The organism is Prauserella oleivorans, assembly GCF_042685745.1.
Taxonomy (GTDB): domain Bacteria; phylum Actinomycetota; class Actinomycetes; order Mycobacteriales; family Pseudonocardiaceae; genus Prauserella_A; species Prauserella_A oleivorans.
On record NZ_JBHUNT010000001.1, the window covers coordinates 390,230 to 406,969 of the forward strand.

The window sequence follows — 16,740 nt, forward strand, 5'->3', positions numbered from 1 at the left end:
TCATGTCGTGGGTGGTGTTGGTCGTCTCCGGCCTGATGGAAGCCGTGTGGGCGACCGCGCTCGGCAAGTCGGACGGTTTGAGCAGGCTCGGCCCGTCCGTGGTGTTCTTCGCCGCACTGGCGGCGAGTATGTCCGGACTGGCGTACGCGATGCGCGACCTGCCCGTGGGAACGGCCTACGCGGTATGGGTCGGCATCGGCGCGGTGGGCACTGTCGTGTACGCGATGCTCGCCGGTGACGAGCCCGCGTCGGCGTTGAAGATGCTCTTCCTCGCCGGGATCATCGGGTGCGTGATCGGCCTCAAGGTCACGCACTGAGCCCGGTCAGCGAATGCTCGCCGGCCGAAGATCGGTCCAGTGTTCCTCGACGTAGGCGAGGCACGCGTCGCGCGTGTCCTCGCCGAACACGACCCGCCAGCCCGCCGGTACGTCTACAAAGGACGGCCAGAGCGAGTGCTGATCCTCGTCGTTGACGAGCACGTAGTAGCGGCCGTTCGGGTCGTCGAACGGGTTGGTCACGGTTGTCCTCCCCGGGGTCGGCTTCTCTCCGTCACACACGTCACGCGGGACGGTGCCCGCTGACGGCGAACTCCTCGGCACGATCGGGATCTCCCACCGACCGGCGGCGGACGATGGAGCCGAGGATCTCGCCGGAACGCACGGCGTTGTTCGACAGCAACGACGAGGTGATGCCGTGCGTGTGCTCGGTGCTCCCGCCCTGCAGGTAGATGCCCGCGGTCATGTCGGCGCGGGTCTCCAACCGGTAGTCCCGCTCCACCCGCGGCCTGCCCTGGGCGTCGCGGCCGCAGTACCGCGCGACGTCGCCGAGCTGCGCGGTGACGTCGGCCGGCCGGTACCCGGTGCAGTAGACCACGATGTCGGCGTCGAGCACGGTCTTCTCGCCGGTACTCAGGGACTCGATGGTGGTGCGCACGCCGTCGTCGGTCTCGACCACCTCGACCGCGCGGGAGACGTGGAAGATCCGCAGCCGCTCGACGCCGAGCACCTTCTCCCGGTACAGCCTGCGGTAGAGCTCGTCGATGAGGTCGAGGTCCACCACGGAGTAGTTGGTGTTGGCGTGATAGTCCATGATGCGCTCCTTGACCTGCTCGGGCGCACCGTAGAACTCGTCCACCGACGCGGGGTCGAAGATGCGGTTGGCGAACGCGCTGTCGTCGGAGGGGCTGTAGCCGAACCGGGAGAACACCGAGCACACCTCGGCCTTCGGGAACCGGTCATGCAGGAACGCCGTCACCTCGGCCGCGCTCTGTCCCGCGCCGACGACGACGAACCGCGACGCCCCGGCCACGTCGTCGACCCGGTGCAGCAGTTCGCTGTTGTGCCACACGCGGTCGGAGGCGGTGATGCCGTCCGGCAGGTACGGCTTCAGCCCGGTCGCCAGCACCAGGTTGCGGGCGCGGTAGACCTCGCCGTTGGCCGACCGGACGTCGACGTAGGCCACCTTGCCCTCGTCGAGAACGGGTTCCACGGCGACGACCTCGTGCGAGTACGACACCATGTCGTCCACCTGCGCGGCCGCCCACTCGAAGTAGTCGTGGAACTCGACCCGCAACGGGAACAGGCTCTTGTGGTTGACGAAGTCGACCAGCCTGCCGCGAGCGTGGAGATAGGACAGGAAGCTGTACTTGCTCGCCGGGTTCCGCAGTGTCACCAGGTCTTTGAGGAACGACACCTGCATGGTGGCGTCGTCGATGAGCATTCCCCGGTGCCAGCCGAAGCCGGCCTGACGCTCCAGGAAGTGCGCCGTCACCGGCTGCGTCGCGGCGCTGGCCTCGGCGTTGTGTTCGGCGACCGCTATCGCCAGCGCCAGGTTGGACGGTCCAAAGCCGACGCCGACCAGGTCGTACACCGGTGTCTCGTCCTTCAGCAGTGCCTGTGACATACGTGTCCCATCGCCGGTTGCAGCAAGACGGAGGCAACCCTAACCTAACTTAGGGGTACCTCAGTTAGTCCATTGGAGGGTGATACTCGACTCCGGACCGAAGGCTTGCAAGATTAGGCTAGCCTTGCTTCACTAGGCCCCGTTTGCCGACGAAGGACGGAGGGCCGATGCGGGTCGTGATGTTCGGGTACCAGACGTGGGGGCACCGGACCCTGCGAGCGCTGCTCGACTCGGAACACGAGGTGGCACTGGTCGTCACGCACCCGAAATCGGACCACGCCTACGAACGGATCTGGGCCGACTCGGTCGCGGACCTGGCCACCGACAACGGCATCGAGGTGGTCTTGGCCAATCGGCCCGACGACGCGCTCGTCGCCAAACTGCGTGAGGTCCAGCCCGACCTCATCGTCGCCAACAACTGGCGCACCTGGCTTCCTCCGGAGATCTTCCGGCTGCCCACGCACGGCACGCTCAACGTCCACGACTCGCTCCTGCCCGCCTACGCGGGTTTCTCGCCGTTGATCTGGGCGCTCATCAACGGCGAGCGCGAGGTCGGCGTCACCGCGCACATGATGGACGACGAGCTCGACGCGGGGCCGATCGTGCTGCAGAAGGCGGTCGAGGTCGGCCCACGCGACACGGCGACCGACCTGTTCCACAAGACCGTCGATTTGATCGAGCCGGTGGTGAGCGAGGCACTCGCGTTCATCGCCGCCGGGCGCACCGACTGGGTGCCGCAGGACCGGTCCAAGGCGAGCTTCTTCCACAAGCGCTCGCTCGAGGACAGCCGGATCGACTGGACCTGGCCAGCCGAGGACATCGACCGGCTCGTGCGCGCGCAGTCCGACCCGTACCCCAACGCGTTCACCTTCTACCAGGGCGAGCGGATCCGGATCGTACAGGCGTCGGTGTCGACCGGCCGCTACGGCGGCACTCCTGGGCGCGTGTTCATTCCCGAGGACAAGGGCGTGGTGATCGTCGCGGGCGCCGATGCGCGGTACGGCCGCAACCACGGCCTGCGGATCGAGCGCGTGCGTACCGACGACGGCACGGAGTACGCCGCGACGGAGTTCTTCCGCACGATGGGCGGTTACCTCACCTCCCACCCGTGACGCCGCGGGCCGTGGGTGCGAGAACGTACCCACGCGTCCCCGCACGACCTCGCCTGGCACGCCAACCCGGCAGCGATGCTCAGCCGCAGATCTCCGATCCGCAGGCGGCCTCCGCCGTCGCCCCCGGGGCCTCACTCTCGGCGAGGGAGCGCGCCACTCAGACGCGGACGAGCATCTTGCCGGTGTTGGCGCCGGCGAGCAGGTCCAGGAAGGCCTGCGGTGCATTGCGCACGCCCTCGACCACCGTCTCGGAGTACTTCAGCGAGCCGTCCCGCACCAGCGGCGCGACCTCGGCGAGGAACCTGGGCCGCAGGTGGACGTGATCGCCGACGAGGAAGCCCCGCATGGTCAGCCGCCGGGAGATGAACTGCATCAGGTTGCGCGGCGCCTTCGGCGGCTCGGTGGCGTTGTACTGGGATATCATCCCGCACACGGCGATCCGCCCGTGCAGGTTCAGCACGTCGAGGGCGGCCTCGAGGTGCTCACCGCCGACGTTGTCGAAGTAGACGTCCACGCCGTCCGGCGCGGCGGCCCTGAGCTGCTCGGTAACGGGCCCGTCCTTGTAGTTGAACGCCGCGTCGAAGCCGAGCTCCTCGGTGAGCCAGCGCACCTTCTCGGCCGAGCCCGCGCTGCCGATGACCCGGCGGGCGCCACGCAGCTTGGCGAGCTGGCCTGCCACCGAGCCGACCGCCCCCGCCGCCGCGGAAACGAACACCGTGTCACCCTCGGTGAACGTCGCGACGTCCACCAGGCCCGCGTAGGCGGTGAGGCCGGTCATCCCCAGCACGCCGAGGTAAGCGGTGACCGGAGCGGCATCGGGGTCCACCTTCGTGGCGTGCGCGGCGTCGAGGACGGCGTGCGTGCGCCAGCCCAGGCCGTGCAGCACGATGTCGCCGGGCCGGAAGTCGTCGCTGCCCGACTCGAGCACCTCGCCGATGGCGCCGCCGTGCATCACCTTGCCGACCTCGTAGGGCTCGGCGTAGGACTTCGCCGAGCTCATGCGGCCCCGCATGTACGGGTCCACCGACAGCCAGGTGTTGCGCACCAGGACCTGCCCCGGCCCGGGACTTGGCACCTCGACCTCGACGATGTCGAAGTTCTCCGCGGTGGGCACGCCGTGCGGCCGCGACGCGAGCCGCACCTCGATCGCGCCGTCGCCACTCATGCCGACTGCCTCGCCTGGGCGTCGAGGTTGGCGAGCACGCCGTCGTAGATGCGCTTGAGCCCACCGGGCGCGAAGGTTTTCTCGAAGAAGCCGCCGATGCCGCCCGCGCCCTGCCAGGTGGTCTCGATCCGTACGAGCGAGCGCGTTCCCGCCTCACGGACGGTCCAGGTGGTGACCATGCTCGAGTTGGCGTCGGTCTCCACGAGCGTGCCCGGCTCCGGCTCGGTGACCGTGGCCGCGACATCGCGCACGCGCTTCGACGTCGCCTGCAGCTTCCACCTGGCGACCGTGCCCGCACCCTTGCCGCCCTCGGTGACCTCGTAGTCACGGTAGGCGTCGGTGAGGATCTTCGGCCGGACCTCGGCATAGTCGGCGACGAGCGCGCGCACCGTCTCCACGGGCGCGTCGATCGTCCGCTCGGCCGTGGCCGTGACCTTTCCCATGCGTGCCCCTTTCGGTCTGTCCTACTTGGCGAGTCCTTCGACGACCTCGGCGCCGGGCAGCCCGGCCAGCAGGGTTCCGGTGACGAGGAGTTTGCTCCCGCGGATGCCGCTGCCGATCACGAGCTCGGGCGAGTCGGCGACGGCCTTGTCGATGAGGATCGGCCAGCCCTCGGGCAACCCGATCGGGGTGATGCCCCCGTACTCCATCCCGGTCAACTCCGTCGCCTCGGCCATCGGCGCGAACGACGCCTTGCGCACGTCGAGCTTGCGGCGGATGACGTTGTTGACGTCGGCGCGCGTCGTGGCGAGCACGAGCGCGGCGGCGTAGCGGAGCTCGCCCGCCCGCTTGCCGGCCACGACGACGCAGTTGGCCGACGCGGACATCGGCGAGGAGTACGCGGCGCAGAACTCGGCGGTGTCGGCGAGGTCGGGATCGATCTCGACGATCCCCACGGGCTCGGTGATGGTGGCCAGCGCCTTGGCGACCGGCTCGGCGACGAGGTCGGTGCGCTCGGCGGCAGGCACCACGTTCAGCGTTCCGGCAATGGTCCAGTTGCTCACATGGCCACCGTACTCAGCGGCTCGTCACCAGTTCTGGCCGCCGCGCTGCACCTCGATGAGCTTCGGACGGACGTCCACCAGGTACACGAGGGAGGCGACCAGCCCGGCGAGCCAGAAGATCATCCCCGCGCCGTAGAAACCGAACAGCAGCATCGCCACCGTGGACCCGCCGGTGATGGCGAGCCAGATCGGCTTCGTGTGGCGATCGGCGGCCGTGTAGGCGTCCGAGCGCTGCATGACGGCATGCGCGAACGCGACCAGGCCGGCCAGGGTCCCGGCCCAGTCGATGACCCAGACGATCCACATCGCGAGGAGCGGCACGTCCCCCAGCGTACGTCAGTGCGCTCGCACGCTTCAGGCCCCGGCCGTCCGCCTGCGACGGATGGCCGGGGCCCGAGTGGATGCGGTGTTCCGTGGCGGGTTACTTGGTGGTCTTGGAGCTGGTGCTGTTGGCCGGCTTCTTGGCGGCGCTGGTGGTGCGCCGCGTGGTCGACCGGGTGGTGGTCTTCGGCTTGCTCGGCGCGGCCTCCTCGACCTTGTCGGCGACGTCGCCGGTGACCTCCTCCACCTTGGCGGCGGTGTCCTCCACCTTCAGGGCGGCCTGCTCACCGACCTCGCGGGTGCGACCGGTCACCTTGGCCACGACCTCGTCGATGCGCTCGCGTACGTCGGAGGCCACCTCGTCGACCCGGCCCTGCGCGGTGTGCAGGGTCTCCTCGAGCTGCTCCAGGTTGCGCTTCACCTGCGGCTGGGCGACGAGCTTCTCCCACGTCTCCTCGCCGGCCTCGGCCAGCCGGTGGTAGAGCTTCAGCGCCGCGTCGGTGTACTCGTCGAGCAGCTTGCGCAGCTCGGCCGGGTCGAGGCGACCGCGGAGGCTCTCGAAGTCCGACGGCAGCTCCTCGATGTTCTTGCGCGCGACCTCGCTGCTCTCGGTGACGCGCTCCCTGGCCTTGGTCAGGACGTCGGCGACGGCCTGGCCGGCCAGATTGCCCGCGCCGAGCGCGGCGAGCAGCGGCGTCTTGATCTGCTCGATGGCGCCTGTGTTCTTGCGGTCCTCGGTGTTCGTGGTCGCCATGTCGGGTTCACTCCTTGGCTTGCGATTCGGATTCGGGCTCGGTTGCGGACGTTTCTGCTTCCCGGTTCTGCCGGCGGAAGGACTCGTAGACGTCCAGCAGAACCTGCTTCTGGCGCTCCGTGAGCTCGGTGTCGGCGCGGATCGCGTCGGTCACCGGTCCCCCCACGGGCAGGTCGAGAATCCCGGCCTGCACGTAGAGCGCCTCCGCCGAGATTCGCAACCCCTTGGCGATCTGCTGCAGGATCTCCGCGCTGGGTTTGCGCACCCCGCGCTCGATCTGACTCAGGTACGGGTTGGAAACACCGGCCAGTTTCGACAGCTGCCGCAGGGAGATCTTGGCGTTGTTGCGCTGCTGCCGGATGTAGGCGCCGATGTCCCGGCCGATGTCGGCCACCTTGTCCATGGGCCCGGTCACGGCGTCGTTGCCCTCGGCCGGGAGGTCATCCGCCAACGTGCCACCTCCTCGCGACATCTCCCACGGTACGCGGAGGTGCTAGCTATTGCAAGCACTTTGCTTGCAACCATCGAGTGGTTCCGGGCGCGACTACGCTGGGGCCATGCGTTCCGCCGCGCGACGGCGCCGGCACCTCGTCCAGGAGCTGCTCCGCGAGGACGCCGTGCGGGATCCGCTGTGGATCGAGGCGTTCCGCCACGTACCACGGCACGTGTTCCTGCCCCGCTTCTTCGTCCCGCACGGCAACCGCTGGGCCGCGGTCGCGCGCGGCGATGCCAACTGGCTCCCGCTGGTCTACTCCGACACCGTGCTCGTCACCCAGCTCGACGACGATCCGGGCCTGTGGGAACGCGCCCGGCGCGAGGGCCCGGTGCCCGGGACGCCCACGTCGTCGTCGAGCATGCCGGGGATCATGGCCTTGATGCTCGAGCATCTGCAGTTCCGCGAGGGCGACCACGTGCTCGAGATCGGCACCGGCACCGGGTACAACGCCGCGCTGCTCTGCCACCGGCTCGGCGACGCACGGGTGTCCACAGTCGACATCGATCCGACACTCTGCAGACAGGCCCGCGCGGCACTGGCGACCATCGGCTACCACCCGGAGTGTGAGGTGGCCGACGGCGAGAAGGGGTTCCCGCCGAGCGCGCCGTACGACCGGGTGCTGTCCACCTGCTCGGTGTCCCACCTGCCGCCCGCGTGGCTGGAACAGACCCGGCCGGGCGGGCTCGTGCTCACGACGTTGAACCGGCCCATCGGCGCGGGCATGGTGCTGGTGGCCGCGGGCGAAGGGGCCACCGGCGAGGGCGTGGTGCTGGCCACCGACGGCCGGTTCATGCCCATGCGCGCCCACCGGCGCGCCGACACGGTCACCCTGCTCGCCGGAAGCGACGGCCCCGGCGACGACGTCACCGCACGGCCCACCGACCTGCCGCTGGAGACCGTGCTGAACCCGGCGCACGCGTTCGAGTTCTTCGTGAGCCTCGAGCTGCCCGGCCTGATGGCCGCTGCCCACCCGCAGACCGGCGAGCTCTCGTTGCTCGTGCACCCCGACGGGTCGTGGGCAGGCCACCACGGCACCGACGGCGGGCACGTCGTGCAGCAGGGCGGCCCGCGCAAGCTGTGGGACGCCGTCGAAGCCGCCTACCGGCGCTGGCACGAGCTCGGCAGCCCGCCCCGCGACGCATTCACGGTGAGTGTGCGGGGCGAGCGGCAGTCGATCCGGTTCGCGGGGCACGAGTGGCCGCTGCATCGCGAGGACTGAGCTCGCGAAACCACGCGACGGCGTGCTCGGCCGCCTCGTCACGCGTGGCGTGCGTGGTGTCGAACAGACGCACGGGCGGCGACATCCGGGGCGCCTCGGTGCGCAGCCAGTCGTTGAACTCCAGAGTCTCGGCGATGCGCGGCTCGTCCCACTCCCGCCACGCCGGCCGCGCCCTCAGCCGGGTGGCGAGGACGTCCGGCTCGGCCACGAGCGCGAGGTAGTGGATCGAGGAGAAGAAGACCCGCTCGGGCAGCGGTTCGAACTCGGGCGGCACGACGGTGCCGCACAGCACCACCGGCCGCCCGTTCTGGTGGATCATCGCGGCCATCCGCAGCCACGTGGACCGGAAACGCGGATGGCCGTCGACCTCACCGGCGTCGTCCCGGAGGGCGCCGGTCCACAGCACGTCCTGCTCGAGCACCACGGCCTCGCCGGCGAGCCGACGGGCCAGCTCGGGCCCCACGGTGGACTTACCGCCCCCGCTCGGGCCGGTCAGCGCGAACAGGGGCAGCCTGCGGAACTCCCAGCGCTGCCCGCAGACGCGGCACACCAACCGATCCGCCTCGACGAGCGGAACATCGGCGCGGTCGCCGCACCGCGGGCAGATCTTCAGGTCGAGCACGGTCAGTCGAACAGACCCTCGAGGAAACTGCGCCTGCGCCGATGGCCGTATCCGTGCCCGCCGTAGGGGCGCGGCGAATCCCGGTAGCCGCCGTAGTGTTTGGGGGAGTCCGGGTAGTGCCCGTGCCGCTCACCGCGGTACGGGCGGGGAGAGTCGGCGTAGTGCCCCTCACCCCGGTAGGGGCGAGGCGAGTCGGCATAGCCGTACTGCCGGGTGGGCGGTGCGGCCTGCGGCCCACCCGCAGGCCGGTACGGCGGCGGGGGCGCGGCAGCCGCGCCGTAGTAGGCGTTCTCCGCCTCGACGATCCGTTCCAGCTCACCGTGGTCGAGGAACACTCCGCGGCAGCCCTCGCACTGCTCGATGTGCACGCCGCCCTTGTCGACCGTCTTCATGACGTTCTGGCACTTGGGACAAATCACCGGGCAAGCCTAGCCAGATCCGGGTGATCCGTCGGCTACCAGACGTCACCTTCTTGTGGTGGGTGCTTGTGGTGGGGTGCTTGTGGTGGGCTCGAGTTCCATCCGCCAGGGCGGCCGGGCCTGGCAGCCGGCCGGCGCGGGATGTGGTGGTGGGTGGGGTGGGCCCACGGCCACCGAAGGAGCACGGCGGTGGACGATCGTGGCCGACCTGGCCGTCCGTCCGGCTCGACCTTCGCCATGCGGCGTGCTGCTGCTACACGTCGCATGCGTTCGGCGGACGACGCCAGGCCACGGTCATCGCCGGGCGTGGGTTGCTCGGCGTCGACGAGGGCCTGGGCCACCATGGCGGCAGTCTGTGGTGGTCTGGTCGGGTTCGGTCGGTGGACTGCTCCGCATGGCTCGGCCGAAGCTGTGGTTTCCGCTTTTTGGAGTGGTTGCTTGGGTGGTTGGGTTTCAAGCACGCCTTCGGCGCGCCGCGGGAAACTGCCGCTCCACACATCACCATGCATTGTCTGGTGGTTAGCGGCAGTTCCCCACGGAACGGGTTTCGTGGTCACGTTCCGTTGTTTGCGGCTTCACACTTTCGGTCTGTGGTATTCGGGTAGAATTGTTGGCATGGGGGGAAAGTTCTCTTGATGAGGTCGTTCGACTAGAGCGGGAGATCGCTCGGCTGCAGGCGTTGCAGATGCGGGCTTTGGCGGAGTATTCGGCGTCGCGGGACGATGCTGCGGAAGTGGCGCTGGCGTTGGCGATTTCGGAGAATGCGGCGCGGATCAAAATAGGGTTGGCACGGGATTTGGTGACCCGGCTTCCCGAAACGTTGGGTGCGTTGTCGCGGGGTGACATTGATTTGTACAAGGCGTCGAAGGTGTCGGAGCCGACCTCGGTGTTGTCCGATTCGCTGGCGCGCGAGGTGGATGCGACGGTTTCCGAGCGGTTGGTGGGGCGGGATGCCTCGTCGATTCGGCGGATGGTCAACCGTGCGGTGCAGAAGGTCGACCCCGAGGGTGCCGCGGCGCGGGCGGAGGCGCGGCGGCGGGAACGGACTCCACCTGGCGACGGATCATCACCGACTCCCACACCGGCGCCCGCTCGACGTGGGCCGCACCCGCTACCGCCCGCCCGCCGTCACCGCCGACCACGTCACAATCCGCGACCGCGAATGCCGGTTCCCCACCTGCCACCGACCCGCCCACGACACCGACCTCGACCACGTCATCCCATACCAGCGCAACGGCGACACCAACACCGGCAACCTCATCGGCCTCTGCCGACGCCACCACCGCACCAAACACACCCCCGGCTGGCGATTCCACCTCGCCGACACCGGCCAACTCCACATCACCACACCCACCGGCCACACCTACCGGTCGCACTGACGCCCGACAACACGACAGCCTGGCCAACGCCACGGCCATCCAGACAACCCAGACTGGACGACCGTCCCGAGCCTCGAACAAACCGCGGCGTCGGCCTGGGTCACCGAGATCCGACCTTGCACGGGCAAGCGGCCTCGCCGATTCGACCATTGACGCCATCCAGCGGCGACCCGCCGACGCGGGCCACCGCCACGGCGCAGACAGCATGGGCCGACGCTGCCGACGGAGAAGACAACGCCGCGCGGCTCGGCCGCCGAAGGAGACTGGTCGCGTCGGCCACCGGATACCAGGTCCCAGCGACCAACGCGGTAAGCGCGGGCCGGCACCCCAGGCATAGTCGGGCGAAGGCGCTCCATCCGCTCCGATGGAGGTGACTGCGCAACCTCTTCTCCGGCTTGATCTCCACGAACAACGACCTCTACTAACCCCCACCGCCGGTCCGGCACGAGTAGCCCGGAAACACCACCCGACCCACCTCACCCGCCATCGGCCTGCAGCTCGTCGGCCACGTCCCGCAGCGCGTCGAGCACGGCCGCGATCGTCGGGTTCCGGCCGCTGCCCGCGCGGATGGCAGCCGACACCGTCCGGGTCAGCGCGGGTTCGGTGACCTCGCGCAGCACGACGTCCGACGACATCGACTCGAACGCCAGCCTCGGCACGAGCGACACCCCGAGTCCGGCCTCGACGAGCGCGAAGATCACCGTGAGGTCGGTACTGGTGTAGTCGATCCGCGGGACGAACCCGGCGAGCCCGCACGCGCGGCGGAGCAGCTCGTGCAGCTCGGCGTCGCGGTCGGCGGCGATCCACGGCTCGTCGGCCAGCTCGGCCAGCGGCAATGGCTCGGTCCCGTTGTGCCGCGCGGCGGGCAGGGCGACCAGCAGCGGCTCGGTGAGCAGTCGGACGACCTCGACACCGGCGTCGGCGACGTCGGGCAGCAGGCTGTAGCCGTAGACCAGCGCGATGTCGCAGTGCCCCGCCTTGACCGCCGTGATGGCGTCGGGCGCCTGCAGCTCGGAGAGTCGCACCTGCAGGTCGGGGTACTCGGCGCGACACCGGGCCAGCGCACCGGGAACCAGCGCGCGGGCCGCGGTCGGAAACGCCGAAAGCCGCAGCACTCCGCGCACCTGCGAGGTCAGCGCGGCAACCCCCGCCCTGGCCGCCTCCAACGCGGCCAGGATCCCCTCGGTGTGGTCCACGAGCACCCTCGCGGCCTCGGTGAGCACGAGTGTCCGGCCGTCCCGGATGAACAGCGGACTGCCGACCTCCCGTTCGAGCAGGGTCAGCTGTTGCGACACGGCCGACGGCGTCAGTGAGCAAACGCGGGCCGTCGCGGCGATGGTGCCGTGCAGGGAAAGCTCCCGCAGCAGCCGGAGCCTGCGCACGTCGTAGAGGTCAGCTGCCATGTAGAAACATTAATGGACACAGCGAGAAATCGTCACTGGTTCTAACGGTTCACAGCCGCCATTCTGAGGGCGTGATCTCCTCGGACAGAGTCGCGGCACTGCGGACGCGCATGACGGAACACGGGGTCGACGCCGTGGCGCTCGCCAGCCCCGAACTCATCTACTACCTGACCGGTCTCGACCATCACGGCTACTTCGCCTTCACACTCCTCGTCGTCCGCCGCGACGGCGAGCTGGCACTGGTGACCCGCGAGATGGAACGCCCGACGGTGCGCGCACAGCTCCCCGAATGCCGGCACGTGACGTTCGGCGACGGCACCGATCCCGCGGTCGCCGTCGCGGCGGCGCTCGCGGGCGTTCCCACGGGCGGGCGCATCGCCACCGAAGACACGGCGATGTTCTTCCCGCCCGCCGTCCACGCGCGGGCCCGGCTCGCGCTGGCCGACCGGCGGTTCTCCGACGCCTCGCCGCTGCTGCGGGACGTGATGGCGGTGAAGTCGGCCGAGGAGGTGGAACTCGTGCGCCAGGCCGCGGAGATCTCCGACGCGGCGCTGGCCGCGGGGGTGGCACAGGCCAGGCCGGGCGCCGCCGAACACGAGGTGGCGGCAGCGGTCCAGCACGCGCTCTACGCCAAGGGCGGGCAGACCCCCGGCTTCGTCCCGATGATCCGTCCGCTGTGGATGCTCGAACAGGAGCACGTGTCCTGGGGCGACCGCAAACTCGAGACGGGAACAGGCCTGTTCCTGGAGCTGTCCGGGTGTGTGCGCCGCTACCACGCCCCGCTGTCCCGGACCGTCTACATCGGCGAGGCACCCGCCGGCGCCACGACCGCCCATGCTGCCGCGCTCGCGGGGCTCCACGCGGCGGCCGGGACCCTCCGCCCAGGCGCCCGGACCGGTGACGTCTATGCCGCCTGGCACGAGGCCGCGGGTGTCACCGGACCGCGGCACCACTGCGGTTACCTCGTCGGCATCGGATTCCCGCCGAGCTGGGTCGGCGGCGGCGAGGTGCTCGGCATTCGTCCCGGTGGCGACCGGATCGTCCAGGCAGGCATGACGTTCCACCTCATGTCGTGGGTGCCGGGCCACGTGGTGTCCGACACCGTGCTCGTCACCCCGGACGGCGCCGAGTTCCTCACCCACACTCCCCACGAACTGACGGTGGTGATCTGACATGCGCATCACGGGAATCCGCGCGACCCCGGTCGCCGTGCCGTACCGCTCGCCGGAGGTGTGGGCGTTCGGCAGGCGGCGAGGTCAGGTGAGCGTGCTCATCGAGGTGGACACCGACGACGGCGTCACCGGGCTCGGCGAGGCGGCGGCCTACCCGTCGGCCGACATCGTGCTCGCCGTGCTGCGCGGACTGGAGCCGCTCGTGCTCGGCGAGGACCCGTTCGCGGTGGAACGGCTGGTGCGCCGCATCGAACTCGTCGGCACCTGGCACCACGTGAAGGCGACCAGTCCGGCCATCGCGGCGGTGGAGATGGCGTGTTGGGACATCCTGGGCAAGGTCTGCGGACAGCCGCTGGTGAACCTGTTCGGCGGCCGGTTCCGCGAGCGGGTCGAGTGCTTCTATTACGTGGCGCGCGCCGAGCCGGACGACGTGGCCGCCGAGGCCCGGCTGGCGACGAAGGCTGGTTTCGGCACGTGCTACCTGAAGGTCGGCTCGGACGACCCGCGTACCGACATCGAACGCGTCGCGGCGCTGCGGGACGGCGCTGGCCCGGACGCGCGGCTGCGGATCGACGCGAACGAGGCGTGGTCGCCGGGCACGGCGGTGCGGCTGATCCGAGAGCTCGAGCGGTTCGACCTCGAGCTGATGGAGCAACCCGTGTCGGGCCGCAACCTCGACGAGATGGCCTACGTGCGCGGACGCGTCGGCGTGCCGATCCTGGCCAACGAGGCGTCATGGACGCGGTACGACCAGCTCGCCGTGATCAAGGCCGGTGCGGCCGACGTGCTCTCGGTGGACAACCAGATGGACGGCGGACTGGCCAACCTCAAGCGCGCGGCCGGGTTGTGCGAGGCGGCCGGGCTGCCGGTGGTCAAGCACAGCCTCGGCGAGCTCGGTGTCGCATTGGCCGCGGCAGTGCACGTCATCGCATCGACCCCGAACTTCCGGTACGCCAACCAGGCCTACGGGGCGCTGCTCGCCGACGACGTGACGAGCGGGTTCGGCGGCGGCTTGGAGTCCTATGCGGACGGCTGCATGGAGGTGCCCTCCGGCCCCGGTCTCGGCGTGGCTCTCGACCCTGACCGCGTCGCCCGCTACGCCGAGCTGTACCGCACCGAGGGTGCGTCGTTCAGCTTCGGCGATCCGCAGGCACTCGCCCGCGCGCACGCGCTGCCCAAGCTGTGAGGCCGGATCAGGCGGCGCACAGGCAGAACGGGTGTCCGGCGGGGTCGGCGTACACGCGGAACGTCTCCGGTGTGTCGTCAAGCAGGCGGGCGCCGAGGTCGAGCACGCGTTGGTGCTCGGCGTCGATGCTGGGCACGGTGAAGTCGAGGTGCAGCATCTGGGCCCGTTCGTTCGACGGCCAGGTCGGTGGCTGGTAGTCAGGGTCCTGCTGGAACGCGATGCCCGTGCCGCCATCCGGGTTGACGAGGTCGACCCAGCGGTCACCGGGCTGGTCGCCCTCGGCGATCCGCCAGCCGAGCAGCTCGCCGTAGAACGTCGCGAGCGCGTAGGGATCGGGACAGTCCAGCGCGACGACGCCCAGCGTGATCGTCGTACTCGGGGAATTCATCGCCACCTCCGCATCATTTGGTCCACCGAGTATGGCGGTTACGGAGTGGGCACGCCGGTCGTTTCGGCAGCCTTCCCCAGGTCACCCGGGCTGTGGATAACTACGTGGATAAGTCGGGCTTCTGTGGATAACCTCCCCCACGCGGGGGGACACAACCGAGGGACGTCACCTCATCGGCGGCTTGCCAGCGCCGGGATGGCCGCGATCTTGTCCTCGGCCAGGTGATCCCACAGGATGCCGGGGCTGCGCTTGGGCTTGGGCACCCGGATGACCTCGTGCGGCGTCACGATGACGTCGACGCGAAAGTCGTGCTCCGTCTCCGGCAACTCCTCGTCGAGCACCTGCAGGTCGTGCACGGTCGTGGCGATCGTGGTGCGTTCGTCCACGAGGCCGGTCTCGACGAGCAGCCCGAACTCGATGTCGGAGAACCCGCCGCCCTTGCCGATGCGCACGCCGTCGCGGTTCACGGCGACCGTGCCGCACACCACGAGGTCCACGCGCTGCATCTCGCTCACGGCCACCGGGTCGCCGAGCCGCAGCGCCCGATCCTTCGCGGCGGCCCGGCGCGGCAACTCGGTCAGCGAGCCCGGGTCCAGCCGGACGAACGGCCGCTCCTCCGTCAGCTTCGGCACCGCCATGTAGAGCAGCTTGCCGTTCGCCAGCACGCGCGAGCGCACCGGCAGCTGCGGGCTGTCCGGGTTGGCCTTCACGACGCGCGCCGACTCCCACTCCGGCAGGTGCGTCAGTTCCGCGGCCGCCTGCTCGGCGCCGGCGAAGTTGGGGATCCGCCCCCGCGCGCCGGGAAACCGCGCGGCACGTTCCTGTTCCAGCAGCGCCCACACCCGCTGCCGGACCTCCTGCTTGGCCGCCTCCGGATCGGACATGGGTCAGAACAGCAGTTGCGCGACCGTGTAGATGACGAGCCCCGCGAGAGCACCCACGACGGTGCCGTTGATCCGGATGAACTGCAGGTCCCGGCCCACCTGGAGCTCGATCTTGCGGGACGTCTCCTCGGCGTCCCAGCGCTCGACCGTGTCGGTGATGATCGTGGTGATCTCGCGCGAGTAGTTGGTCGCCGCGTAGGCGGCCGCGTCCTCGACCCAGCCGTCCACCTTGCCCGCCATCGCCGGGTCCGAGGTGAGCCGTTTGCCGAGCGAGCGCAGCCCCTCCCGGACGCGCCTGCGCAGCTCGCTGGACGGGTCCTCGGCGGCGGTGAGCAGCATGTCCTTCGCGGTCGCCCACGCCGAGCCGATGAGCTTCTGCACCTCGGGATGCTGGATCAGCTGCTGCTTGATCTGCTCGGCCCGCGCCATCGTCTCGGCGTCCTTCTGCAGATCCTGCGCGAACTCGCCGAGGAACCGGTCGAGGGCGAGCCGCATGGGGTGGTTCACATCGGTCTTCACCGCCCACGCGAACGCCAGCACCTCGCCGTAGACCTTGTCGGCCAGCATCTCGTCGACGAACCGCGGCGACCACGACGGCGCCCGCTCGGACACCACACGCAGCACCGTGGAGTGGTTGGTGCGTACCCATTCGTACGCGCGGTCGCACATGAGATCCACGAGCCGGTAGTGCGCGCCGTCCGAGAGCACCTGCTCCAGCAGCTTGCCCAGCGGCGGCCCCCACTCGCGGTCGACGACCCGGCGCACCACCGCCTGTTCCATGACGGCCTGCACGTCCTCGTCCCGCAACACCGTCACCGCGCCGCGTACGACGGTGGCCAGTTCGGCGGTGGCGCGCTCGGCGTTCTCCGGCTTCGCGAGCCACTCGCCGACCCGCCGGGAGGCCTCCACGCGGCGCAGCTTGTCGCGCACCACGGGTTCGGCCAGGAAGTTGGAGCCGACGAACTCGCCGAGGCTGTCGCCGAGCACGTCCTTCTTGTGCGGGATGATCGCCGTGTGCGGGATCTTGATCCCCAGCGGATGCCGGAACAGCGCCGTGACGGCGAACCAGTCGGCCAGCGCACCGACCATCCCGGCCTCGGCGGCGGCCCGCACGTAGCCGACCCAGCCCGTCCAGCCCGCGGACTGCGCCCAGCTGGTGAGAAGGAACACGACGGTCGCGCCGAGGAGGAACGACAACGCGACCAGCTTCATCCTGCGCAGGCCGCGCCTCTTGGCCTCCTCGCGCGCCAACGCGCCGGGCGGCTCCACCGGCGTCGTCCTGGCCCTCGGTTGCTCCACGCCCTCATTGTCCGT

The 16,740-nt window shown here is 69.9% G+C and carries 20 protein-coding genes and 1 pseudogene; 7 read left to right on the forward strand and 14 right to left on the reverse strand.

The genetic code is table 11. The features are described from left to right. The first annotated feature begins 2 nt into the window (after positions 1-2). On the forward strand, positions 3-317 hold the full coding sequence (locus tag ACFSZT_RS01855; RefSeq protein WP_377387715.1) for a DMT family transporter: 315 nt from the start codon (positions 3-5) through the stop codon (positions 315-317). A gap of 6 nt (positions 318-323) precedes the next feature. Here the strand turns inward: ACFSZT_RS01855 and ACFSZT_RS01860 are convergent, their stop codons facing one another. Both ACFSZT_RS01860 and ACFSZT_RS01865 read right to left on the reverse strand, forming a co-directional pair. After that, a complete protein-coding gene (locus tag ACFSZT_RS01860) occupies positions 324-518 on the reverse strand; it encodes an MbtH family protein (RefSeq protein ID WP_377387717.1) in 195 nt (64 codons plus the stop codon). A 40-nt stretch (positions 519-558) separates the two neighbouring features. Continuing rightward, positions 559-1,902: a lysine N(6)-hydroxylase/L-ornithine N(5)-oxygenase family protein gene (locus ACFSZT_RS01865; RefSeq protein WP_377387719.1), complete on the reverse strand. Its 1,344-nt coding sequence runs from the start codon at positions 1,900-1,902 to the stop codon at positions 559-561. A 167-nt stretch (positions 1,903-2,069) separates the two neighbouring features. Between ACFSZT_RS01865 and ACFSZT_RS01870 the strand changes: the two genes are divergently transcribed. Further along, positions 2,070-3,014, forward strand: coding sequence for a methionyl-tRNA formyltransferase (locus tag ACFSZT_RS01870; protein ID WP_377387721.1), 945 nt, complete (start codon positions 2,070-2,072; stop codon positions 3,012-3,014). A 157-nt stretch (positions 3,015-3,171) separates the two neighbouring features. Here the strand turns inward: ACFSZT_RS01870 and ACFSZT_RS01875 are convergent, their stop codons facing one another. The 6 genes from ACFSZT_RS01875 to ACFSZT_RS01900 all read right to left on the reverse strand — a co-directional run bounded on the left by ACFSZT_RS01875 (position 3,172) and on the right by ACFSZT_RS01900 (position 6,661). Beyond that, positions 3,172-4,179, reverse strand: coding sequence for an NADP-dependent oxidoreductase (locus ACFSZT_RS01875; protein WP_377387723.1), 1,008 nt, complete (start codon positions 4,177-4,179; stop codon positions 3,172-3,174). Beyond that, positions 4,176-4,622: an SRPBCC family protein gene (locus tag ACFSZT_RS01880; protein ID WP_377387725.1), complete on the reverse strand. Its 447-nt coding sequence runs from the start codon at positions 4,620-4,622 to the stop codon at positions 4,176-4,178. Before ACFSZT_RS01880 ends, ACFSZT_RS01875 begins: the two co-directional genes overlap by 4 nt. A gap of 21 nt (positions 4,623-4,643) precedes the next feature. Then, positions 4,644-5,183, reverse strand: a complete 540-nt coding sequence (locus ACFSZT_RS01885; protein WP_377387727.1) for a YbaK/EbsC family protein — start codon at positions 5,181-5,183, stop codon at positions 4,644-4,646. A 24-nt stretch (positions 5,184-5,207) separates the two neighbouring features. Next, positions 5,208-5,504, reverse strand: coding sequence for a DUF2516 family protein (locus ACFSZT_RS01890; protein WP_377387729.1), 297 nt, complete (start codon positions 5,502-5,504; stop codon positions 5,208-5,210). A gap of 100 nt (positions 5,505-5,604) precedes the next feature. After that, the gene (locus tag ACFSZT_RS01895; RefSeq protein ID WP_377387731.1) at positions 5,605-6,258 is read right to left on the reverse strand and encodes a hypothetical protein; all 654 of its coding nucleotides are present in this window, start codon (positions 6,256-6,258) and stop codon (positions 5,605-5,607) included. A gap of 7 nt (positions 6,259-6,265) precedes the next feature. Beyond that, positions 6,266-6,661, reverse strand: coding sequence for a helix-turn-helix domain-containing protein (locus ACFSZT_RS01900; protein ID WP_377387839.1), 396 nt, complete (start codon positions 6,659-6,661; stop codon positions 6,266-6,268). 154 nt (positions 6,662-6,815) lie between these two features. Here ACFSZT_RS01900 and tgmC point away from each other — a divergent pair, with 154 nt between their 5' ends. Then, positions 6,816-7,973 (forward strand): ATP-grasp peptide maturase system methyltransferase, encoded by a 1,158-nt coding sequence (gene tgmC / locus ACFSZT_RS01905; RefSeq protein WP_377387733.1) that lies wholly within the window; start codon positions 6,816-6,818, stop codon positions 7,971-7,973. Here the strand turns inward: tgmC and ACFSZT_RS01910 are convergent. Beyond that, the gene (locus tag ACFSZT_RS01910; protein ID WP_377387735.1) at positions 7,897-8,595 is read right to left on the reverse strand and encodes an AAA family ATPase; all 699 of its coding nucleotides are present in this window, start codon (positions 8,593-8,595) and stop codon (positions 7,897-7,899) included. The genes tgmC and ACFSZT_RS01910 overlap by 77 nt on opposite strands. 2 nt (positions 8,596-8,597) lie before the next feature. Next, on the reverse strand, positions 8,598-9,014 hold the full coding sequence (locus ACFSZT_RS01915; RefSeq protein WP_377387737.1) for a TFIIB-type zinc ribbon-containing protein: 417 nt from the start codon (positions 9,012-9,014) through the stop codon (positions 8,598-8,600). Between the two features lie 685 nt (positions 9,015-9,699). On the opposite strand from ACFSZT_RS01915, the pseudogene ACFSZT_RS01920 reads away from it, so the two are divergent. Both ACFSZT_RS01920 and ACFSZT_RS01925 read left to right on the forward strand, forming a co-directional pair. Next, positions 9,700-9,993 (forward strand): annotated as a pseudogene (locus ACFSZT_RS01920) (DUF222 domain-containing protein); the annotation flags it as partial. A 118-nt stretch (positions 9,994-10,111) separates the two neighbouring features. Beyond that, entirely contained in the window at positions 10,112-10,393 is a 282-nt protein-coding gene (locus tag ACFSZT_RS01925) for an HNH endonuclease signature motif containing protein (protein WP_377387739.1), read from the forward strand. A gap of 476 nt (positions 10,394-10,869) precedes the next feature. Here ACFSZT_RS01925 and ACFSZT_RS01930 read toward each other — a convergent pair whose 3' ends face one another. Further along, entirely contained in the window at positions 10,870-11,796 is a 927-nt protein-coding gene (locus ACFSZT_RS01930; protein WP_377387741.1) for a LysR family transcriptional regulator, read from the reverse strand. Positions 11,797-11,867: 71 nt separating this feature from the next. Here ACFSZT_RS01930 and ACFSZT_RS01935 point away from each other — a divergent pair, with 71 nt between their 5' ends. Continuing rightward, positions 11,868-12,968, forward strand: a complete 1,101-nt coding sequence (locus ACFSZT_RS01935; RefSeq protein WP_377387743.1) for a M24 family metallopeptidase — start codon at positions 11,868-11,870, stop codon at positions 12,966-12,968. Between the two features lies 1 nt (position 12,969). Then, the gene (locus tag ACFSZT_RS01940; protein ID WP_377387744.1) at positions 12,970-14,154 is read left to right on the forward strand and encodes a mandelate racemase/muconate lactonizing enzyme family protein; all 1,185 of its coding nucleotides are present in this window, start codon (positions 12,970-12,972) and stop codon (positions 14,152-14,154) included. Between the two features lie 7 nt (positions 14,155-14,161). Here the strand turns inward: ACFSZT_RS01940 and ACFSZT_RS01945 are convergent, their stop codons facing one another. From ACFSZT_RS01945 to ACFSZT_RS01955, 3 genes are all read right to left on the reverse strand, one after another. Next, positions 14,162-14,542 carry a VOC family protein gene (locus ACFSZT_RS01945; protein WP_377387746.1) on the reverse strand — a complete coding sequence of 127 codons (381 nt, stop codon included), beginning with the start codon at positions 14,540-14,542 and terminating at the stop codon, positions 14,162-14,164. Positions 14,543-14,712: 170 nt separating this feature from the next. Then, positions 14,713-15,426: a 5-formyltetrahydrofolate cyclo-ligase gene (locus ACFSZT_RS01950; RefSeq protein ID WP_377387748.1), complete on the reverse strand. Its 714-nt coding sequence runs from the start codon at positions 15,424-15,426 to the stop codon at positions 14,713-14,715. Positions 15,427-15,429: 3 nt separating this feature from the next. Then, positions 15,430-16,725, reverse strand: a complete 1,296-nt coding sequence (locus ACFSZT_RS01955) for a DUF445 domain-containing protein (protein ID WP_377387750.1) — start codon at positions 16,723-16,725, stop codon at positions 15,430-15,432. Between the last annotated feature and the right edge of the window lie 15 nt (positions 16,726-16,740).

What these genes read in the sequence shown, in the direction of transcription:
- ACFSZT_RS01855 (WP_377387715.1), top strand. Translation starts at nt 3, where the DNA reads ATGTCGTGGGTGGTGTTGGTCGTCTCCGGCCTGATGGAAGCCGTGTGG.
- ACFSZT_RS01865 (WP_377387719.1), bottom strand. Translation starts at nt 1,902, where the DNA reads ATGTCACAGGCACTGCTGAAGGACGAGACACCGGTGTACGACCTGGTC.
- ACFSZT_RS01870 (WP_377387721.1), top strand. Translation starts at nt 2,070, where the DNA reads ATGCGGGTCGTGATGTTCGGGTACCAGACGTGGGGGCACCGGACCCTG.
- ACFSZT_RS01875 (WP_377387723.1), bottom strand. Translation starts at nt 4,179, where the DNA reads ATGAGTGGCGACGGCGCGATCGAGGTGCGGCTCGCGTCGCGGCCGCAC.
- ACFSZT_RS01880 (WP_377387725.1), bottom strand. Translation starts at nt 4,622, where the DNA reads ATGGGAAAGGTCACGGCCACGGCCGAGCGGACGATCGACGCGCCCGTG.
- ACFSZT_RS01895 (WP_377387731.1), bottom strand. Translation starts at nt 6,258, where the DNA reads ATGGCGACCACGAACACCGAGGACCGCAAGAACACAGGCGCCATCGAG.
- ACFSZT_RS01900 (WP_377387839.1), bottom strand. Translation starts at nt 6,661, where the DNA reads ATGGACAAGGTGGCCGACATCGGCCGGGACATCGGCGCCTACATCCGG.
- tgmC (WP_377387733.1), top strand. Translation starts at nt 6,816, where the DNA reads ATGCGTTCCGCCGCGCGACGGCGCCGGCACCTCGTCCAGGAGCTGCTC.
- ACFSZT_RS01930 (WP_377387741.1), bottom strand. Translation starts at nt 11,796, where the DNA reads ATGGCAGCTGACCTCTACGACGTGCGCAGGCTCCGGCTGCTGCGGGAG.
- ACFSZT_RS01940 (WP_377387744.1), top strand. Translation starts at nt 12,970, where the DNA reads ATGCGCATCACGGGAATCCGCGCGACCCCGGTCGCCGTGCCGTACCGC.
- ACFSZT_RS01945 (WP_377387746.1), bottom strand. Translation starts at nt 14,542, where the DNA reads ATGAATTCCCCGAGTACGACGATCACGCTGGGCGTCGTCGCGCTGGAC.
- ACFSZT_RS01950 (WP_377387748.1), bottom strand. Translation starts at nt 15,426, where the DNA reads ATGTCCGATCCGGAGGCGGCCAAGCAGGAGGTCCGGCAGCGGGTGTGG.